At 66.3% G+C, this 16,375-nt stretch carries 17 protein-coding genes; 10 read left to right on the forward strand and 7 right to left on the reverse strand.

All coding sequences use genetic code 11. The annotated features are described in order from the left end of the window. Positions 1-14: 14 nt before the first annotated feature. From ACFC0O_RS10595 to ACFC0O_RS10605, 3 genes are all read left to right on the forward strand, one after another. Positions 15-968 carry a sugar ABC transporter substrate-binding protein gene (locus tag ACFC0O_RS10595; protein WP_364629044.1) on the forward strand — a complete coding sequence of 318 codons (954 nt, stop codon included), beginning with the start codon at positions 15-17 and terminating at the stop codon, positions 966-968. 82 nt (positions 969-1,050) lie between these two features. Continuing rightward, positions 1,051-2,577 carry a sugar ABC transporter ATP-binding protein gene (locus tag ACFC0O_RS10600; protein WP_375955551.1) on the forward strand — a complete coding sequence of 509 codons (1,527 nt, stop codon included), beginning with the start codon at positions 1,051-1,053 and terminating at the stop codon, positions 2,575-2,577. Then, on the forward strand, positions 2,574-3,575 hold the full coding sequence (locus tag ACFC0O_RS10605; protein ID WP_364629038.1) for an ABC transporter permease: 1,002 nt from the start codon (positions 2,574-2,576) through the stop codon (positions 3,573-3,575). Before ACFC0O_RS10600 ends, ACFC0O_RS10605 begins: the two co-directional genes overlap by 4 nt. A gap of 5 nt (positions 3,576-3,580) precedes the next feature. Here the strand turns inward: ACFC0O_RS10605 and ACFC0O_RS10610 are convergent, their stop codons facing one another. Continuing rightward, a complete protein-coding gene (locus ACFC0O_RS10610; RefSeq protein WP_375955553.1) occupies positions 3,581-4,384 on the reverse strand; it encodes an SDR family NAD(P)-dependent oxidoreductase in 804 nt (267 codons plus the stop codon). Positions 4,385-4,453: 69 nt separating this feature from the next. Between ACFC0O_RS10610 and ACFC0O_RS10615 the strand changes: the two genes are divergently transcribed. Next, positions 4,454-5,353: a MarR family transcriptional regulator gene (locus ACFC0O_RS10615; RefSeq protein ID WP_375955555.1), complete on the forward strand. Its 900-nt coding sequence runs from the start codon at positions 4,454-4,456 to the stop codon at positions 5,351-5,353. Positions 5,354-5,356: 3 nt separating this feature from the next. On the opposite strand, the gene ACFC0O_RS10620 is transcribed toward ACFC0O_RS10615, so the two are convergent. Beyond that, positions 5,357-5,710: a winged helix-turn-helix transcriptional regulator gene (locus ACFC0O_RS10620; RefSeq protein ID WP_375955557.1), complete on the reverse strand. Its 354-nt coding sequence runs from the start codon at positions 5,708-5,710 to the stop codon at positions 5,357-5,359. A gap of 111 nt (positions 5,711-5,821) precedes the next feature. On the opposite strand from ACFC0O_RS10620, the gene ACFC0O_RS10625 reads away from it, so the two are divergent. Together ACFC0O_RS10625 and ACFC0O_RS10630 are read left to right on the forward strand one after the other, a co-directional pair. After that, positions 5,822-6,148 (forward strand): hypothetical protein, encoded by a 327-nt coding sequence (locus ACFC0O_RS10625; RefSeq protein WP_364629026.1) that lies wholly within the window; start codon positions 5,822-5,824, stop codon positions 6,146-6,148. After that, positions 6,132-6,800: a cysteine hydrolase family protein gene (locus ACFC0O_RS10630; protein WP_375955559.1), complete on the forward strand. Its 669-nt coding sequence runs from the start codon at positions 6,132-6,134 to the stop codon at positions 6,798-6,800. Before ACFC0O_RS10625 ends, ACFC0O_RS10630 begins: the two co-directional genes overlap by 17 nt. On the opposite strand, the gene ACFC0O_RS10635 is transcribed toward ACFC0O_RS10630, so the two are convergent. From ACFC0O_RS10635 to ACFC0O_RS10645, 3 genes are all read right to left on the reverse strand, one after another. Beyond that, on the reverse strand, positions 6,795-7,100 hold the full coding sequence (locus ACFC0O_RS10635) for a hypothetical protein (protein ID WP_375955560.1): 306 nt from the start codon (positions 7,098-7,100) through the stop codon (positions 6,795-6,797). The two genes, ACFC0O_RS10630 and ACFC0O_RS10635, sit on opposite strands and share 6 nt — an antisense overlap. Positions 7,101-7,203: 103 nt before the next feature. Next, a complete protein-coding gene (locus ACFC0O_RS10640) occupies positions 7,204-7,434 on the reverse strand; it encodes a lipopolysaccharide assembly protein LapA domain-containing protein (protein WP_364629018.1) in 231 nt (76 codons plus the stop codon). 130 nt (positions 7,435-7,564) lie between these two features. Then, on the reverse strand, positions 7,565-8,899 hold the full coding sequence (locus ACFC0O_RS10645) for a putative glycoside hydrolase (protein WP_375955562.1): 1,335 nt from the start codon (positions 8,897-8,899) through the stop codon (positions 7,565-7,567). Between the two features lie 112 nt (positions 8,900-9,011). Between ACFC0O_RS10645 and ACFC0O_RS10650 the strand changes: the two genes are divergently transcribed. Continuing rightward, positions 9,012-10,007 (forward strand): polysaccharide deacetylase family protein, encoded by a 996-nt coding sequence (locus ACFC0O_RS10650; RefSeq protein ID WP_375955564.1) that lies wholly within the window; start codon positions 9,012-9,014, stop codon positions 10,005-10,007. Here ACFC0O_RS10650 and ACFC0O_RS10655 read toward each other — a convergent pair. Beyond that, positions 9,970-10,995 carry a bile acid:sodium symporter family protein gene (locus ACFC0O_RS10655; RefSeq protein ID WP_375955566.1) on the reverse strand — a complete coding sequence of 342 codons (1,026 nt, stop codon included), beginning with the start codon at positions 10,993-10,995 and terminating at the stop codon, positions 9,970-9,972. The genes ACFC0O_RS10650 and ACFC0O_RS10655 overlap by 38 nt on opposite strands. Before the next feature lie 84 nt (positions 10,996-11,079). Here ACFC0O_RS10655 and ACFC0O_RS10660 point away from each other — a divergent pair, with 84 nt between their 5' ends. The 3 genes from ACFC0O_RS10660 (at position 11,080) to ACFC0O_RS10670 (ending at position 14,119) form a co-directional block, all read left to right on the forward strand. Next, complete coding sequence (locus tag ACFC0O_RS10660; RefSeq protein WP_364629007.1) at positions 11,080-11,958, forward strand: LysR family transcriptional regulator; 879 nt, start codon at positions 11,080-11,082, stop codon at positions 11,956-11,958. A 64-nt stretch (positions 11,959-12,022) separates the two neighbouring features. Continuing rightward, complete coding sequence (locus tag ACFC0O_RS10665; RefSeq protein WP_375955569.1) at positions 12,023-12,631, forward strand: dihydrofolate reductase family protein; 609 nt, start codon at positions 12,023-12,025, stop codon at positions 12,629-12,631. 129 nt (positions 12,632-12,760) lie between these two features. Continuing rightward, on the forward strand, positions 12,761-14,119 hold the full coding sequence (locus ACFC0O_RS10670; protein ID WP_375955571.1) for a hypothetical protein: 1,359 nt from the start codon (positions 12,761-12,763) through the stop codon (positions 14,117-14,119). On the opposite strand, the gene ACFC0O_RS10675 is transcribed toward ACFC0O_RS10670, so the two are convergent. Continuing rightward, positions 14,106-16,364: a germacradienol/geosmin synthase gene (locus ACFC0O_RS10675; protein WP_375955572.1), complete on the reverse strand. Its 2,259-nt coding sequence runs from the start codon at positions 16,362-16,364 to the stop codon at positions 14,106-14,108. The genes ACFC0O_RS10670 and ACFC0O_RS10675 overlap by 14 nt on opposite strands. Between the last annotated feature and the right edge of the window lie 11 nt (positions 16,365-16,375).

Consider the following 16,375-nt stretch of genomic DNA (forward strand, 5'->3'; position numbering starts at 1 on the left):
GAGGTAAATCCGAAATGCAAAGAAGCACAGGGACGGTACTCGCCGTCGTGACGGCCGCGGCCGCGCTGGTACTGAGCGGCTGCGGCACCGAACAGACCGCATCCGGTCCGTCCGGGGACTCCGGCGGGAAGCCCAAGGTCTGCCTGATCATGAAATCGCTGGCGAACGAATATTTCCAGCAGATGCAGAAGGGTGCCAAGGAGCACGTCGACAAGCTCGGCACGCTCGATCTGCAGACCGCGGGCATTCAGAACGAGACCGATGTGGACGGGCAGATCGCACTGGTCGACAAATGCATCACCCAGCAGGTGCGGGCGATCGTGATCGCACCGGCCGATTCCAAGGCGCTGGTGCAGTCGGTGGTCAAGGCGAGCAAGGCCGGAATCAAGGTCGTCAATATCGATGTGGCACTCGATCCGGACGCGCTGAAGGCCGCCGGTGTGGATATCCCGCTGGTGGGACCGGATAACCGCGCCGGGGCCAAACAGGTCGGCGATGTACTGGCCAAGGCTGTCCCGGGCGGGAAAGTCGTTATCCTGGAGGGCAATCCGGGTGCGGACAACGCGCTACAGCGCAAGAACGGCTTCAACGACACCGTCGCCGAGGCGAAGCTGACGCTGCTGGATTCCAAGACCGCGCATTGGGAAACCGATGAGGCGTACACGGTATTCGGCAATATGCTCACCGCGCATCCGGATATCCAGGGTGTACTCGCCTCCAACGATTCCATGGCGCTGGGCGTGATCAAGGTGATCCAGGAACGCTCCGCGAATGTGAAAGTCGTGTCCATCGACAATATTCCGGCCGTCACGCCGTTCCTGAAGAACGGGCCCATGCTGGCCACCCTCGACCAGTACGGCTCCGAACAGGCGGGCGACGGTATCGACGTGGCCATGCAGCTGATCAATGGGCAGGCGGTCACCGGCTGGCAGAAGACCCGCATGAACGTGGTCACCGCCGGGGCGTGAGGGGCCCGGTGTGGACACGGCCGGGGTGGAGTCGATCCAAGCGACTCCACCCCGGTCCATCGGCGAGAGTAGTGGAAACGGTATGAACCCCGAATCAACGGCCGGCGTCCTGCTCGAGGTCACCGGTCTGACCAAACGGTATCCGGGCGTCACAGCGCTGGACGGCGTCGACCTGAGCGTCACCGCCGGAGAGATTCACGTGCTGATCGGCGAGAACGGCGCGGGAAAATCGACACTGGTGAAATGCCTTGCGGGACTGGAACAGCCGGACTCCGGGCAGATGCGGCTGGGCGGTGCGGAGCATCGGCCCGGATCCGCCGCGGCGGCGCTGCACGCCGGAATCCAGGTCGTGCATCAGGAATTGGCGCTGCTGCCCGCGCTGACCGTCGCCGAGAATCTGTTCCTGCAGCGCATGCCGCGCCGGTTCGGGATTGTCGACCGTCGTGAAATGCGCAGACGGGCAGCAGGTTTGCTGGAGCAGGTCGGCCTCGACGTATCGCCGGACACTCCCGTCGGGCGGCTCGGCATCGCGCAGATGCAGCTGGTGGAGATCGCCAAGGCGCTGTCCACCGAATGCCGTCTGCTGATCATGGACGAGCCCACCGCCACGCTCACCCCGCGCGAGACGGCCACGCTGTTCAAGGTGATGCGGCGGCTGCGGGAGGAGGGCGTCGCGATCATCTTCATCTCGCATCATCTCGACGAGATCTTCGAGATCGGCGATCGAGTCACCGTGCTGCGCAATGGAACCGGGGTCGCGGCGCGGGATATCGCCGGGCTGGACATTCCCGGGCTGGTGCGCATGATGGTCGGGCGCGAGCTGGCCGCCGAATATCCCCCGGTCACTCCTCGCGAGCTGGGCCCGGAGCTACTGCGGGTGCGGGAGTTGACGGTGACCCCGCGAACCCCGCCGATCTCGTTCATGGTGCGCGCCGGTGAGGTGGTGGGGGTGGCCGGATTGGTCGGCTCCGGGCGCACCGAGGCCATGCGCGCGATCTTCGGCGCGGATCGGGCCGCCGGTGGCGCGGTCACGGTGCGCGGCAATGCGACTCGGATTCCGAATCCGCGCGCGGCGGTGCGGCGCGGTATCAGCCTGCTCACCGAGGATCGCAAGGCGCAGGGGCTGGTGCTGGATCTGTCCATCGCCGCGAATCTGAGCCTGGCCAGCCTGGACCAGGTCAGCGGGTTGGGGCTGCTCCGGCGTGGAGCCGAAAACTCTTCGGCGCGTGCGCTTTCGGACAAGCTCCGGATCAAATCGAGCGGGGTGGAGCAAACCGTGCGCGCCCTGTCCGGCGGCAACCAGCAGAAGGTGGTGCTGGGCCGCTGGCTGGCCGCCGACACCGATCTGCTGATCGTCGACGAGCCGACGCGCGGCATCGACGTGGGCGCGCGTTACGAAATCCACCAGCTGCTACTGAATCTCGCCGATACCGGCAAGGGCGTGCTGATGGTCTCCTCCGACCTGTCCGAACTCATCGGCGTCTGCGATCGCATCCTGGTCTTCTCCGCGGGCCGGATCACCGGCGAAATCGCCCGCCCCGACTTCGATCCCGAACACATCCTCAACCTCGCCTACTCGGGCTACTTGAAAAACGGTGGTGCAGCATGACATCCCTGAGCACGGTACGAGCCGACACCCGCACCAACCGCATCCTGACCCAGGTGCTCGGCGAAGCCGGAATCGGCGTGGCCCTGGTGGCCCTGGCCGCGTTCTTCCTCGCCGCCGCACCGCATTTCGCGACCACCGGCAATATCCGCGACATCATGACCCAGATCACCCTGAATACGATTCTGGCCGTGGGGATGACCTTCGTCATCCTGGTCGGCGGCATCGACCTCTCGGTGGGTTCGGTCATCGCGCTCTGCGCGGTGGTGGCGGGCAAGGCGATGGAGAACAGCGGGGCCGGTTCCATCCCCGCCGGGATCGCATTGAGCCTTGTCATCGGTGCGCTCTGCGGACTGATCAGCGGTTTCGTCACCGAACGCTGGCGTGTTCCGTCCTTCATCGTCACGCTCGGCATGCTGTATTTCGCACGCGGTGCGGCCGAGCAGTACACCGATGCCCGCACCATCTACAGCCTCCCCAAGGAACTCACCGCCTTCGGAACCCGCACCATCGCGGGCATACCCGCCGTCTTCGCGGTGGCGCTGCTGATCGTCGCCGCGGCCTGGTTCATCCTGTCCCGCACCGTCTTCGGCCGCCTGGTCTATGCCACCGGAAACAATGAGGAGGCGGTGCGACTCTCGGGCCATCGCACCAATCTGATCAAAATCGTCTGCTTCGTCATCGGCGGACTGTGCGTGGGCATAGCCGCCGTCATCTACATGGCCCGCCTCGGAGTCGCCAGCCCCATCCTCGGCCAGGGTTACGAACTCAATGCCATCGCCGCCGTGGTGATCGGCGGAGCCAGCCTGTCGGGTGGCCGCGGCTCGGTCATCGGCACCCTACTGGGCGCATGCCTGCTCGGCGTCCTCACCAACGGCCTACTCCTGATGGGAGTTTCGGACTTCCAGCGCATCATGGTCACCGGCGCGGTGATCATCATCGCGGTCATCCTCGACGCCTACCGCAAACGCCTCATGACCCACCTCTCCGGCGCGGCCTGACCACCTCAGTTGACGGTGGGGACCATACCGCCGTCCATTCGCAGGTTCGCGCCGTTGACGGAGGCGGCGAGTGGGCTGGCGAGAAAGGTTACGAGGGCGGCGATTTCGGCGGGTTCGGTGAGCCGGTCGGACGGGTTGGCGAGCGGGCCGTTCAACAGGACGCGGGTGGCGGCCGGGATATCGTCGGGGAGGTGGTGGGCTCGGGCGAACTCGCGCGCGAAATCGTCGAAGGCGGGCAGGTGAACCGGGCCGGGGCTGACCGTATTGACGGTGATGCCGGTGGCGGACAGTTCTTTCGAGAGGCTGACGGTGAGGTTGGCCAGGGCCGCCTTGGCGGCGCTGTAGGCGGCGCGCGGCGGTAGCGGGTTGGGGTTCGCGGCACTGCCGATCTGGATTACGCGTCCCCACTCTGCATTTCGCATTGCCGGAGTGAGCGCCCGGATGAGCCGGACAGCGGCGGCGACATTGGTGTTGTAGAGCGCCAGCCAGTCCGCCGCGGTGGCGGTGGTCCAGCCGTCCGCACCGAGCCCGCCCGCATTGTTGACGAGGATGTCGATTCCACCGAAAGCCGCCGTGGCGGTGTCGGCCACCTCGCGGGCCGGATCATCCGAGGACAGATCGCCAAGGGCCACCGCGGCTTTGCCGCCCGCCGCCGCGATGGCGTCGGCGGTCGCCCCGGTGCGCTCGGGGTCCCGCCCGTGCACCACGACCGCCGCCCCTTCGGCGGCCAGGGCGAGCGCGATGGCCCGCCCGATTCCATTAGAACTGCCCGTGACAAGGGCGCGCTTACCGTCGAGTTGCAGGTCCATGCGTGATTCGCTTTCGCTTGAGTCAATAGTTTGAGTCCAAACTATTGATCCGAAGCGTAAGGTGAGCGAATGCCTTCGTCAACCGGAAATGAATCGAACCCGGCCGGGCCGCAGCAGGCCGGACCACCGGATTCGGTGGATCGATTGCTGGCGGGCTGGGCACGTGTACAGCCGGAGCTGGACTTCGCACCGGTCGCGATCGTGCAGCGACTCGGTAAGGTGCGCCGCTTCCTGGATGCCGAGATCGAAGCCGGATTCGTCGAATTCGGCCTCAACGGACCGGATTACATCGCGCTGGCCACCCTCCGACTGCACGAGAACACCGGCGGCGTCTCCCAGCGCTACCTCATGCGTGAACTGGGACTGACCTCCGGAACGATCAGCGTCCGCGTCGACCGGCTCGTCGAGCAAGGCTTGGCGACCCGCACCGCCGACCCCGCCGACCGCCGCAATACCCTGGTGGCACTGACGGATTCGGGCCGCGAACGTCTCGACCGGGTAACCCCCGCCCACCTGGACCTGGAAAACCGCATGCTGTCCGCCCTCGGGCCCGACGAGCGCGATACGCTCCGCGCCCTGCTGCACCGCCTACTCGTCTCCTTCGAGGGCTCGACCCCCGACGCCGAATCCCCCGGGCTGGGAATGACTTTGGCCCCCGCCCACCTCGCCGTCACCATGCGCCGGGCCGTCGGCCTGCCCCCGATCACCGGCCTGCTGGTCCGCGAAGTCACCCCCGACTCCCCCGCCGACAAAGCCGGAATCCGAACCGGCGATGTGCTCACCGCGGTCGACGGCCGAAGCCTGCGCGCCATCGACACCCTGCACACCGCACTGTCCACGGGCACGACGCTGCACATCGAACTCACCCGCGGCGTAGACGACCACCACACGGTCACCGTCGACCCGGGTTCCCCGGATCCGGGCGCGACCGCATCGGGTGACCCCCGGCCCGGCAGTCACCTGATCTGATCCTCAACCCACCTGCGGGGCGACGTTCTCCAGGGTGATTCCCGCTCTGGCGCTGCGCTTTTCGCCCCACTCGTACAGCGCGGTCAGGACCGGGACCAGGCTCCAGCCCTCTTCGGTGAGGTCGTAGTCGACCTGGGGTGGGATGGTGGCGGTGGCGGTGCGGCGGACCAGGCCATCGGCCTCGAGTTCGCGGAGTTGCTGGATGAGCATCTTCTCGCTGGTGTTCGGCATGCGGCGGCGGAGTTCGCCGTAGCGGTGCGCGCCCTCCTTGAGGTGGGCGAGGATTACGGGTTTCCATTTGCCGCCGATGAGGTCGACGGTGACCTCGACGGGGCAGTAGTAGCGCTTCGCGGGCATGGTTACCTCGGGGTGCTTACCGGAAAGTGCGTTCTTGTAAGACTGTAATCATCGGGCTTCCATGGACTCCGTACGCAAGCGTCGAAACTGCCGATACGGAGTCGAAAACTCATGAAGGTCATTACATTTGATCGTTTCAAGCCGGGGGTTACGTTGGAGACCATCACTCCATTCCTACCCGAAGAAGTCGCCAATGTGTGGCGGCTGTGGAAGGCGGGGATCGTGCGGGAGAACTACGCCCGGGCCGACGAACCAGGGGTGGTGATCGTGTTCGAGGTGGATAGTGTGGAGGAGGCGAAGCGGTATATCGACGATTTTCCGCTGACCAAGAAGGGGTTGCTGGAGTGGACGTATGTGCCGGTGACCGCACCACTGCCATTGGAGGCGCTGATGAATACCTCGGTCGACGTCGGTGAGCCATATGACCGGACCAAGTGAGGGTGGCGTGCGGTACGCGTACGGATTGAGCATTCCGCAGACGGTCGAGGATGTGGTCGACCCGGGGCGGCTGGCGGTGATCATCTATGACATGCAGGTGGGGATCGTGCGGCAGATTCCGGACTCCGCCCGCATCGTCGAGAACTGCGTGCGAATTCGGGATATGGCCCGGGAGAAGGGTTTTCGCGTCTTCTACACCCGGCATATGTCGATGCCGGTAGCGGCGGCGGGCGTCTCGCAGCTGCGGACCGCGATGGAATGGCAGCGTAAGGACGACCCCAACGAGGTACAGGCGGCGTTCCCGCAGGGGTCGGCCCAGTACCAGTTGGTGCCCGAGTTGGCGCCGGGTGCGAATGAGGTGGTGTTCGACAAGATCGCCATGTCGGCGTTCGTCGGCACCCCGCTCGATATCGTATTGCGGGACTTGGGAATCGACTCGTTCGCCATCGCGGGCATAGCGCTCGAGGTGGGCATCGAACCCACCGTGCGGCACGCCACCGATCTCGGCTATCTCCCGGTCATGGTGACCGACGCCTGCGGCGCGGGACATCCCGAAGCGGCCGAACGCGCCTATGCCACACTGGCTTTCGCGGGCGGATCGCGCACGACCGACACCGCCGCCCTGCTCGATCTGATGAAACGCACGTCATAGCCGGCGCTGGGCGCGGATCACCTTCGCGAAGTAGATGGGGAAACCGCCGAGTGCGATGAGCACCATGGCGATCACCACCACACCGTGCACCGCCAGCACCGCGCCCGCCCCGAAGCAGAGCAGTCCGAGCACCAGCAGCAGTATCTCGCCGCCGGGCTCCGTGTAGTCCGTGCGCGGAGTCTGCGCGGGCCGAATCGGCACCAGGTAGTACGGTGCGGTCCGCGGTGGATAGCCACCGGGCAGCGGCATCAACTGCCGCCGCGACCGCGCCGAACCGAACCGCTTGACCTTCCGAACCATCGCGCCACCTCGCAGCCCGAGACCAATTCGTAATAAACCGGCTCAAGTACAGCACCGATTTCCGCCGAATTCAGCCTTCGCGCCAATTCTCACCTATGTCCGGTTAGCGGCGGCGGCGCGAACGTGCGGTGAGCAGGCCCGCGATCCAGCCGATCACGAACATCACCAGCAGGATCAACCACAGCGGCGAAGTGACCGAGACGAGCAGGAATTCGATGGAGACCTTGTTCCGGTTCGCGGCCACGAAGATGACCGCCAGCACGGTGATGACCAGGGCGATCCACTGATTCGGCGTGATGCGGGAGAGCAAGGACCGCTTTTCCGGGCTACTCATGCGCACTCCTGGCGGGATAGTTCCGACCGGTCGGTGTAGCTATACGGTCAACTATCCCCCGCACCCCGGTCGAAACCGGATCACCGGCCCAGGCGAGTCGAGCAGGCGCCCGGGCCCGCCGGTCGAGCCGTCACGCCGGGTCGAGCGCCCCCGCGTGATAGCTCACCGACGCGTTCCACAGGAAGAAGCTCGGAATCCCCACCGCCGCCGCGGCATCGATCTGCGCGCGCACCTGGGCATCGCCGTAACTCACCCCGAGACTGAAATCCTGCAGCCACGGAATCACCTTCGCCCCGGTGCCCTCCACCTGGCGCTGGAAATCCTGGAGTGACCGGAAGATGATGTCGTACGGCTGCGAATTCGGGCTCGCCACATCGTATTCACCCGCATTCCAATGCGAGGGGTAGAGCATGGGCGCGACGTAGTCGAGATGCCGAGCCATCTGCGGAATGTCCTGGGCGATCTCATCGGGCCGGGTGGCGGCTATGCCGAATACCGCCGCGCTCTGGAACGCGCCCGCCGCCCGCACCGGATCCCGGCTCTCGCGCAGGAACTCCGCGATCGACACCGTCGGCGTATCGACCAGTCCCGGGAACACCATGCTGGAAAGCGGCCCATCGGGACGGCGGATGTAGTCGTACATGATCTCGTCGAATCCGAGCCCGGCCGCCTCGGTGGCGAGATCGATGTTGTAGCGGCGCATTTCGGGGCTCGCGAAGTTCGTGAAGGCGATCGCGCCGTAGTGACTCGCGTAGGGCCCGCCGCCCGGATTCTGGATCACCCAGTCCTGATGCCCGGCATGCCACGCCCATTCCGCCATGGTCTTGTCCCGGAAGGCCACGATCCGCCCGACCACCCGAATACCCATATCGTGCAGTGTCTTCAGGGCCGACCCGGCATCGTAGATGGCCGCGGACGCACCGGATTCGCGGGCCAGCGGCACCTGCGAGTCGTAGCCGACGACGCCGTCCTCATCCTTGATATCGAGCTGAACGGTGTCGATCCGCCCCTCGCGCGCCATATTCAGCACATCTTCGCGCATGGGTTCATAGGCCCAGGCGTACGCGGTGACATGCACCGCGCGAATGCGCGGCACCTCGGCCCGGGTGGTGATGGGCTGGGTGACGGTTTTGCCGTCACCGTCGGTGGCGACCACGGTGGCCCCGGCGGCCGGACCCGGCACCGTGAGCGCGAACGTGCCGTCCGCCCCGGGAGTCACCGGTTTACCCGCGACGGTGACGCTCTTGGCCCCGGTCGTCTTACCGCGCACCGTGATCGGCGCATGCAGCGAGGTGACCGGATCGGGCTGGGTCACCTCCAACGCCAGCGGTACCGCCGCCGAGGCGGTTCGCGCCGCGGGATCGGTACGCAGGAAGCCGATGATCACACCGGCCACGACAATCACCACCACCGTGCCGACGATCAACAGTCGTCGACGCCCGGTGGCCGGGACCCGCTTCAGCAACGCCCACACCAACTCTCACTCGAGGTCCCTCAACTATCCGCTGTCGGCGAGCCGGGCGGTTGGGATTTCCGACTCTCGCCCGAGACGGATTGTCGGACAGTAGAGTTCGACAATGGCCAAGATCACGGCCCTGCGGGTCGCCGCCGCCGCACTGCTGCTGTTCGCCGCCGCCTGCGGTGGTACCGAAAGCCCCCCGGCCCCGGCCACCACCCCGCCCTCGGCCACCACCGAGCCGCCACCCGATCCGGCCGCCGTCGGCGCGAACGAACTCGGGCTGATCCCGATTCTCATGTATCACCAGCTCTCCCCCGCCCCCGCCGGGGACTACGACCAGACGCCGGAGAAGTTCCGCGCCGAACTGGATCGGCTGCTGCGCGAGAATTACCGGCCGATCACGGTGTCCCGCTATGTCTCCGGCGCGATCGATCTGCCCGCCGGCACCCATCCGGTGGTGCTCACCTTCGACGATTCCACCATCAGCCAGCTCGCCTTCACCGCCGAGGGCACTCCGACGCCGGACAGCGCCATCGGCATACTCGAGGATTTCCACGCCAAACACCCCGAATTCGGCTCCACCGCAACATTCTTCGTCAATAACGAACCGTTCGCGAACGATCCGCGCGCCCTGCCCTGGCTGGCCACGCACGGCTATGAGATCGGCGCGCACACCGCCACGCATGCCAACCTGGGCCGGTTGGACAGCACCGGCGTGCAGCGCGAACTGGTGGAGAACCTGCGCGCCATCACCGCCGCGGTTCCGAACTCGCCGATCCGGACAATGGCACTGCCCCTTGGCATTTCACCAGCGGATCGCGGGCTGGCGAGCGCGGGCAATTGGGACGGCACACCGTATTCCTTCGACGCCGTCATGCTGGTCGGCGCGGAACCCGCGCCCTCCCCGTTCGGCACGCTCGACGCCACCGCCATTCCGCGCATTCGTTCGGGCCGCGCGCCCGTACCGTTCGACTCCAGCTATTGGCTCGATCACCTCACCGAGCATCCGGAGCAGCGCTACACCTGCGATGGCAATCCGGGTCGAATCTCGTTCCCCCGCAACCTCTCCGGAGAGCTCACCGCGCGCTGGTCGCCGCAATCGGCACCGTACTGACCGGTGGCACGGGCTCACCTTCCGCGTGCTTGCGCGCGAACCGCGGGGCCAGGAAGGCGCAGACGATCAGCTGAATCTGGTGAAAGATCATGAGCGGCAGCACGATCAGCGCGGTCTGCTGACCGGCGAACAGCACCGCGGCCATCGGCAGGCCGGAGGCCAGGCTCTTCTTCGAGCCCGCGAAGGTGATCACGATGCGATCGGCGAGCGCGAAGTGCAACAGCCTGCCCACCCCGCCGGAAATGGCCAGCACCGCCGCCAGCAGCACCGCACAGATCACCGCGACCTCGGCAATCCGAATCGGCGGCACCGCCCGCCAGATGCCCTGCACCGTGCCCGCACTGAACGCGGTGTACACCACCAGCAGCACCGAACCGCGATCGACGTATCTGACCAGCGGCTGATGCCGGGTCAGCCAGCCGCCGATCACCGGGCGCAGTAGCTGGCCGATCAGGAACGGCAGCAGCAATTGCGTCATGATCGCCAGAATCGCGCCCGCACCGATGCGCACCCCGCCGCCGGTGGTCATGAGCAGCACCACCAGCAGCGGGGTCAGCAGCACACCGAGCACATTCGAGGCCGAGGCGCTGACCATGGCCGCGGCCACATTGCCGCGCGCGATGGAGGTGAAGGCGATGGAACTCTGCACCGTGGACGGCACCAGGCACAGGAACAGCACGCCGGTGCGCAGATCGGCGGGTAGCAGATCGCGTCCGAGGAACCAGATCCCGAGCCCGAGCAGCGGGAAGATCAGGAAGGTCACCGACAGCACGGTCAGGTGCAGCCGCCAATGCTTCAGGCCCGCCCACGCCTCGCCGGGTGAGAGCCGGGTGCCGTACAGCAGGAACAGCAGGGCGATGGCCGCCTTGGTGATCCAGCCGAAGATATCGGCGGCCGACCCCGAGACGGGTACCACCGCCCCCAGCAAGACCATGGTCAGCAGGCCGAGGATGAAACCGTCGAGATGGAACTTGCTCAGCACCTTCACACTTGGCGACGCTACGGTTCGGCAGTACATAGCAGAATGCGATATCCGCTATATTCGTTATCACGAATCGCGATAGGAGCGCCCATGCTCGATCCGGTCATGCTGCGCAGTTTCCTGGCGGTGGAGCAGTACCGCAGTTTCAGTCAGGCCGCCCGGCAGCTCGGGCTGCGCCAGCCGACGGTCTCCGGGCACGTCAAGAAGCTCGAATCCGCGCTGGGCCGGGAGCTCTTCACCCGCGATACGCATGCGGTCACGCTCACCACCGAGGGTGCGGCCCTGATTCGCCTGGCGCGCACCATCGTCGACGCCCAGGACGAGGCCATGCGGCTGTTCGGCGGTGAGCCGATCACCGGCCGGATTCGCTTCGGTGTCTCGGAAGACCTTGTCTCCCAGGCCCTTCCCGCGATCCTATTGGAATTCCGGCGGGCCTATCCACAGGTGGATCTGGAGCTGTTCATCGGACTCAGCGATGAGATACACGCCGATCTGCGCGCCGATCGCATCGATCTGGCCTTCGTGAAGCGCCGACCGGGCCAGCGCCACGGACAGCTGATCTTCGAGGACCGGTTCATCTGGGCCGGGCCGGACGGGGCCGTCCCCGATCTCACCCGGCCCATCCCGGTGGTGGCCTACCCGCCGCCCGGACTGTCCGGCGAATCCGCGCTGGCGGCGCTGAAACACGCCGGTCTGGAATACCGGATCACCTGTACCACCAAGGGGCAGTTGGGACTTCGCGCCGCGGTGCTCGCCGGACTCGGCTTCGTGGTGCACAGCGAGGCACTGCTGCCGCCGGATCTGTACCCGGTCGCGGGCCTGCCGGTGCCCCGTCCCGAGCGCATCGAATTCGTGCTGATCTCCGCCTCCCGCCGCGCGCAGTCCGCACCCGAACAGGCATTGACCCGGGCGATCGTGGAGAACACCAACCGGCTCAAACACGGCGATCGCGCTCGACCCGGCTGGTGACCGATTACTTTCCGGAGCGGGCCCCGTCTGTACTGCTGACACCAACTTCGGCAAGGAGCTCACAATGCGGAAAATCACTGCGGGACTGTTCATTTCGCTCGACGGCGTGATCGGCGACCCCCAGGACTGGCACTTCCCCTACTTCAACGACGAGATGGGTGCGGCCGTCGGCTCCCAGCTCGCCACCGCCGACACCCTGCTGCTCGGCCGCGCCACCTACGAGGGTTTCGCCGCCGCGTGGCCGGACCGCGAGAACAGTGACGGTGAGGACGCCGGTATGGCGAAAGCGCTCGGCGACGCGCGCAAGATCGTCGTCTCACATCAGGATCTGGACCTGCCGTGGCGCAATTCCGAACTGCTGAAGGGCGATCTGATCGAGGCGGTCACCGCGCTCAAGCAGGAGCCGGGCGAGACCGATATCGCCATGAGCGGTTCCCCGTCCATCGTGCGCCAACTGCTGGCCGCGGGCGTGCTCGACGAACTGCACCTGCTGGTCCATCCGATCGCGCTGCGGAGCGGTCTGCGCCTGTTCGACGAGGGCGACCCCATCCCGCTGCGGCTGCTGTCCGCCACCCCGTTCAGCACCGGCGTGCTGCACCTGATCTACACCTCGGACCATGAGTCCCGCACCGGCGGCTACACCGAGGCCACCCGCCATCTGCCGCAGGACTGACAGCCGAGAGGGATTGGGCCGCACCGCAATGACAGATCGGGCGGCGCTGTCGCCCGGCCCGGTTAAGATCATCTTCCCCCGCGCCCGCGGGGACTCGAATACCGCGTAACAGCTGGTGGGGGAAGAAAAGTGCACGACCAGTCGGACAATTCTGTCGACGAACCCGTCCATACCGGCCCGGCCCCGACGCCGGAACCGAATCACCCGGCCGAGGTCCAATGGGCGGCCGCCGGACCGGACCCGGTTGCCCACTCGCGCTGGGCACCGCCGCCGACCGGGGAGTCGCCCGCGGTGCAGGCCCCCGCGATGTGGCCCGCGCCCGCCGAACCAGGACCGTGGGCGGGCGCGCCACCAACCGCCCCCGCCGGGTGGGGTGCCGGAACGATACCGCCCGGCCCCGTTCCGCCCGGCTCCGTTCCGCCCGGGCCGTGGCCGACCGATCATCCGGTAGAGCCGCCGCAAAGGTCCTGGACGCGAAAGCCGTTGGTATGGGTCGCGGTAGCGGTGGCGTTCGTGGTGGCGGTGGCGGGATCGGTGGCCGGGTATCTGGTGACCCGGCCGGATCCGGTGCAGCGCTTCGCTTTCAACGCGTGCGTATCGATCACGTCGAATCCACTGGCCGAATTCGATTGCGCGGACCCGAACGCGCTCTATCGGATCGCCGCCCGGGAGGATGTGAAGTATCCGATCGAATCGGTGTGCACCAAATATCCCGATGTCACCAGGGCGGTCGCCGAACCGGTGGATGCGGGCGCGAAGGTGGAGACCGTGCTGTGTCTCGCGCCGACCCGAATCAATATGAACGATCCGGGCGCGGTGCAGGCCGGTGACTGCGTCGATGTGAAGGGCGCCGGCGATACGATTCTGCGGGTGCCCTGTGGCACAGGCGTTTTCGGTGCGAAGGTGCTGGCCGTCGAAATGCATCTGGCGGTGCCGGTCACCGATCAGGCGTGCAAGAACGAGACCACCGCGCGGCAGGCGTACGCGCAGGCGTCACTGGGCGGCCGCGCGATCGTATTGTGCGTGACCGCAACGGATCCCACCTATCTGGGCAGCGCCGTGGTCGGCGACTGCCTCGACAGGAATGTGCAGAAGATCGTGGCCTGCACCGCGCCCGAGGCGTCCAAGAAGGTGCTGAAGGTGAGCACCGGCTACCAGCAGCCGGTGCGCCCGCAATGCCCGGATATCGTTGCCGCCTCGGCATTCTCGATGACGAGCAATGACAAGACCGATCTGGTGCTGTCGATCTGCCTCGGCCCGGCCGATCAGAGCGATAGCGGTTACGCCAAATTCGGCGACTGCATCGCCGTCGACGGCACCGGCACCTCGGCCCGCACCCGGCGGCTCGACTGCGGCGATCCGGCGGCCCGTTTCCAGGTGACCGACGTACATCAGCCCAATGACGGGAATTGCCCGCCGGGTTCGCCCTACATCACCATCGATCCGGGCATCAGCCTCGGTGCGACGGTGTGCGTCACCCGGAGGTGACCTGCGCTCGGGCCGCGCCGATGCGCAGTCCGAGCGTGCCCAGCCCGGTCGGCCGCAGGAACGGCAGTTCGGGCCGGGCCGCCGCGGCGACCGGCTCCGGCCGGAATCGTTGCACCAGTTGGGATTCGGTGTAGCGACGGCAGTGCAGATGCCAGTTCAGGATGCCCGCCATCCAGTCCTGCAGTTCGGCGGCGCGTTGATTCAGCACCCGGCGCACCGATTCGTCGAGGTCGTATTCCTCGTACAGCGTCGGCAGTTCCCGGCTCACCACCCGCTCGAACTGTTCCAGCCGGGCCGTCATCAGATCATTGATCAGGGTGACGGCCCGATCGCGGTCGCAGTCCAGGAAATTGCGGATCACGCTGACGCCATTGTGGAAGTCGCCCTCGAACTCGGTCTCCTTCTGATAGGAGAACAGATCGTTGAGCAGGATGGCGTAATCGGCGGCGGTGTTCTCCAGATTCGACAGCGTCTGGGTCCGATACACGTGCGGCGGAACGAGATTGCCGTGCGAGAGCCGGGACAGCGCCTTGGTCAGATCGGAGCCGAAGGTGTCCCGGCGCATCTCCACGTAATCGATGGGGTCGGGGATGCGGTGCAGCGTCTGGTTGAGCACCTCCCATTCGCAGGCGGTGAGGAAACTCTGTACGGCCCTGCGGAATTCGGTCCGCTGCTCGGTGTCCATGGCCGCGGTGGTGCGCGCCCACAGCTCGAGCAGACCGCTTTCCAGCGGATTCGCGGGCACGGCGGTGACCGGCTGGTCGATCGGCATGAACTGCTGTAACCGGTGTCCCTGCGCCTTCGCGCCGATCACGTTCCGGGTCGGGAAGAACGCGGCCGGATAGAAATCGTCCACATAGGTGCCCCAGGTGAGCCAGGCGGTGGCCAGATCGAGTTCGTCGGCGGTGGCGTCCGGGTCCAATCCCGAAGAGCAGAGCGCGAAGTCGAAATCGCGCAGATCAGCCTCGCTCCAGATATTGATCTCCAGGCCGGGCACGGGTTCGAGCATGCCCATTCCGCGCGCCCACTCCACGACGTTCTCGCGGGCGCTGTCCAGCAGCGGATTGAGCCGCAGTTCGAACGGCATGTAGATCTCGGGCAGCGGCGTGGGGCCGACCGGTTCGAACGGCTGATGCGCGAATCGCGCGAATCGCTTGAGCCCCAGGCTACTCGGGGTGATTCGCAGCGCCGACATACCCAGGCCCGCCGGAGCTAGAGCGGCGGGCAGCGCATGGGTGGCGCTCTTGCGGCTGCCCTTGTTCATATACCGGCTGGACCGCATATGCCATTCGTGGCCGCCGGACTGCCAGTCCTGTAATCCCTTGGCATACAACGCCACATCGGCCTGCTCGGCCGGGGTGACGCCGTATTCGGCGAACAGCAGCGGTAATTCGGTGAGCGCGGTGTACTCGAACTGCTGCACCCGCGAGGTGAGCAGATCGTTCACGATCTCGGCGGCGCATTGCGTCTCCTCCCCCAGGAAACGCTCCATGACCAGGATGCAGTTGGCGTTTTCGCCCTCCTGCCGCACCTCGCGCTCATAGGAGAAGATGTCATTGCGCAGGTGCACGGCATCGGCGAAGGTATCGCACAGCACCCGCAGCGGCCGGGTGGGCGCGAGCTGGGCGGGTACTTCCGCGCCCACCGCGTGTTCCACCAGATTCGCCGACCACGGCGCACCGCCGACCTTGCGCCGCATCTCGATGTATTCGATGGGATTGGCGACGCGGCCCTCGGCGATATTGTTCAGCTCCCAGCGCGATTCCTCGAGCAGCGCCTGGGTGGTGGTGGCGAAGCGTTTGCGCCAGTCCAGGGACATGGCGGGCACCGTGCGCGGCCACAGATCCGCCAGGCCGCGCTCCACCGGATTGGTCGGCTCGGGCATATCGATTCCGGTGAGCGGCATGAATTCCCGCAGCCGCTCCAGGTAGTCGCGCGCACCGGTGATATCCCGGGTGCGCTTGTAGAGCTCCAGGAAGTGGTCGTCGAAGTAGAACACCCAGACGTACCAGTCGGTAATCAGATCCAGTTCCGCGCCATCACAATCCGGGTGCGTGTATGCGCACAGCAACCCGTAGTCGTGGCGCTCCAGATCCGACTCGTCCCAAATATGATGCCCCGCTTGCGGTTCGAAGAACCCCATGTCAGCGGCCCACTCCCGGGTATGGGCCCGGGCCTGCTCCAGATGCGGGTTCAGCCGCGCGGGATAGGGCATATAGAAATCGGGAAGTTCGAACGGCTGCACAGCAACCCCCT

Origin of the sequence: Nocardia sp. NPDC056100, from assembly GCF_042266325.1 — a bacterium.
In the GTDB taxonomy this organism is placed as follows: domain Bacteria; phylum Actinomycetota; class Actinomycetes; order Mycobacteriales; family Mycobacteriaceae; genus Nocardia.

Bases quoted from the DNA above. Each gene is read 5' to 3' on its own strand.
- ACFC0O_RS10605 (WP_364629038.1), top strand. From the start codon at position 2,574: ATGACATCCCTGAGCACGGTACGAGCCGACACCCGCACCAACCGCATC.
- ACFC0O_RS10610 (WP_375955553.1), bottom strand. From the start codon at position 4,384: ATGGACCTGCAACTCGACGGTAAGCGCGCCCTTGTCACGGGCAGTTCT.
- ACFC0O_RS10650 (WP_375955564.1), top strand. From the start codon at position 9,012: ATGGCCAAGATCACGGCCCTGCGGGTCGCCGCCGCCGCACTGCTGCTG.
- ACFC0O_RS10635 (WP_375955560.1), bottom strand. From the start codon at position 7,100: ATGGTTCGGAAGGTCAAGCGGTTCGGTTCGGCGCGGTCGCGGCGGCAG.
- ACFC0O_RS10620 (WP_375955557.1), bottom strand. From the start codon at position 5,710: ATGCCCGCGAAGCGCTACTACTGCCCCGTCGAGGTCACCGTCGACCTC.
- ACFC0O_RS10600 (WP_375955551.1), top strand. From the start codon at position 1,051: ATGAACCCCGAATCAACGGCCGGCGTCCTGCTCGAGGTCACCGGTCTG.
- ACFC0O_RS10625 (WP_364629026.1), top strand. From the start codon at position 5,822: ATGAAGGTCATTACATTTGATCGTTTCAAGCCGGGGGTTACGTTGGAG.
- ACFC0O_RS10660 (WP_364629007.1), top strand. From the start codon at position 11,080: ATGCTCGATCCGGTCATGCTGCGCAGTTTCCTGGCGGTGGAGCAGTAC.
- ACFC0O_RS10630 (WP_375955559.1), top strand. From the start codon at position 6,132: ATGACCGGACCAAGTGAGGGTGGCGTGCGGTACGCGTACGGATTGAGC.
- ACFC0O_RS10615 (WP_375955555.1), top strand. From the start codon at position 4,454: ATGCCTTCGTCAACCGGAAATGAATCGAACCCGGCCGGGCCGCAGCAG.
- ACFC0O_RS10595 (WP_364629044.1), top strand. From the start codon at position 15: ATGCAAAGAAGCACAGGGACGGTACTCGCCGTCGTGACGGCCGCGGCC.
- ACFC0O_RS10665 (WP_375955569.1), top strand. From the start codon at position 12,023: ATGCGGAAAATCACTGCGGGACTGTTCATTTCGCTCGACGGCGTGATC.
- ACFC0O_RS10640 (WP_364629018.1), bottom strand. From the start codon at position 7,434: ATGAGTAGCCCGGAAAAGCGGTCCTTGCTCTCCCGCATCACGCCGAAT.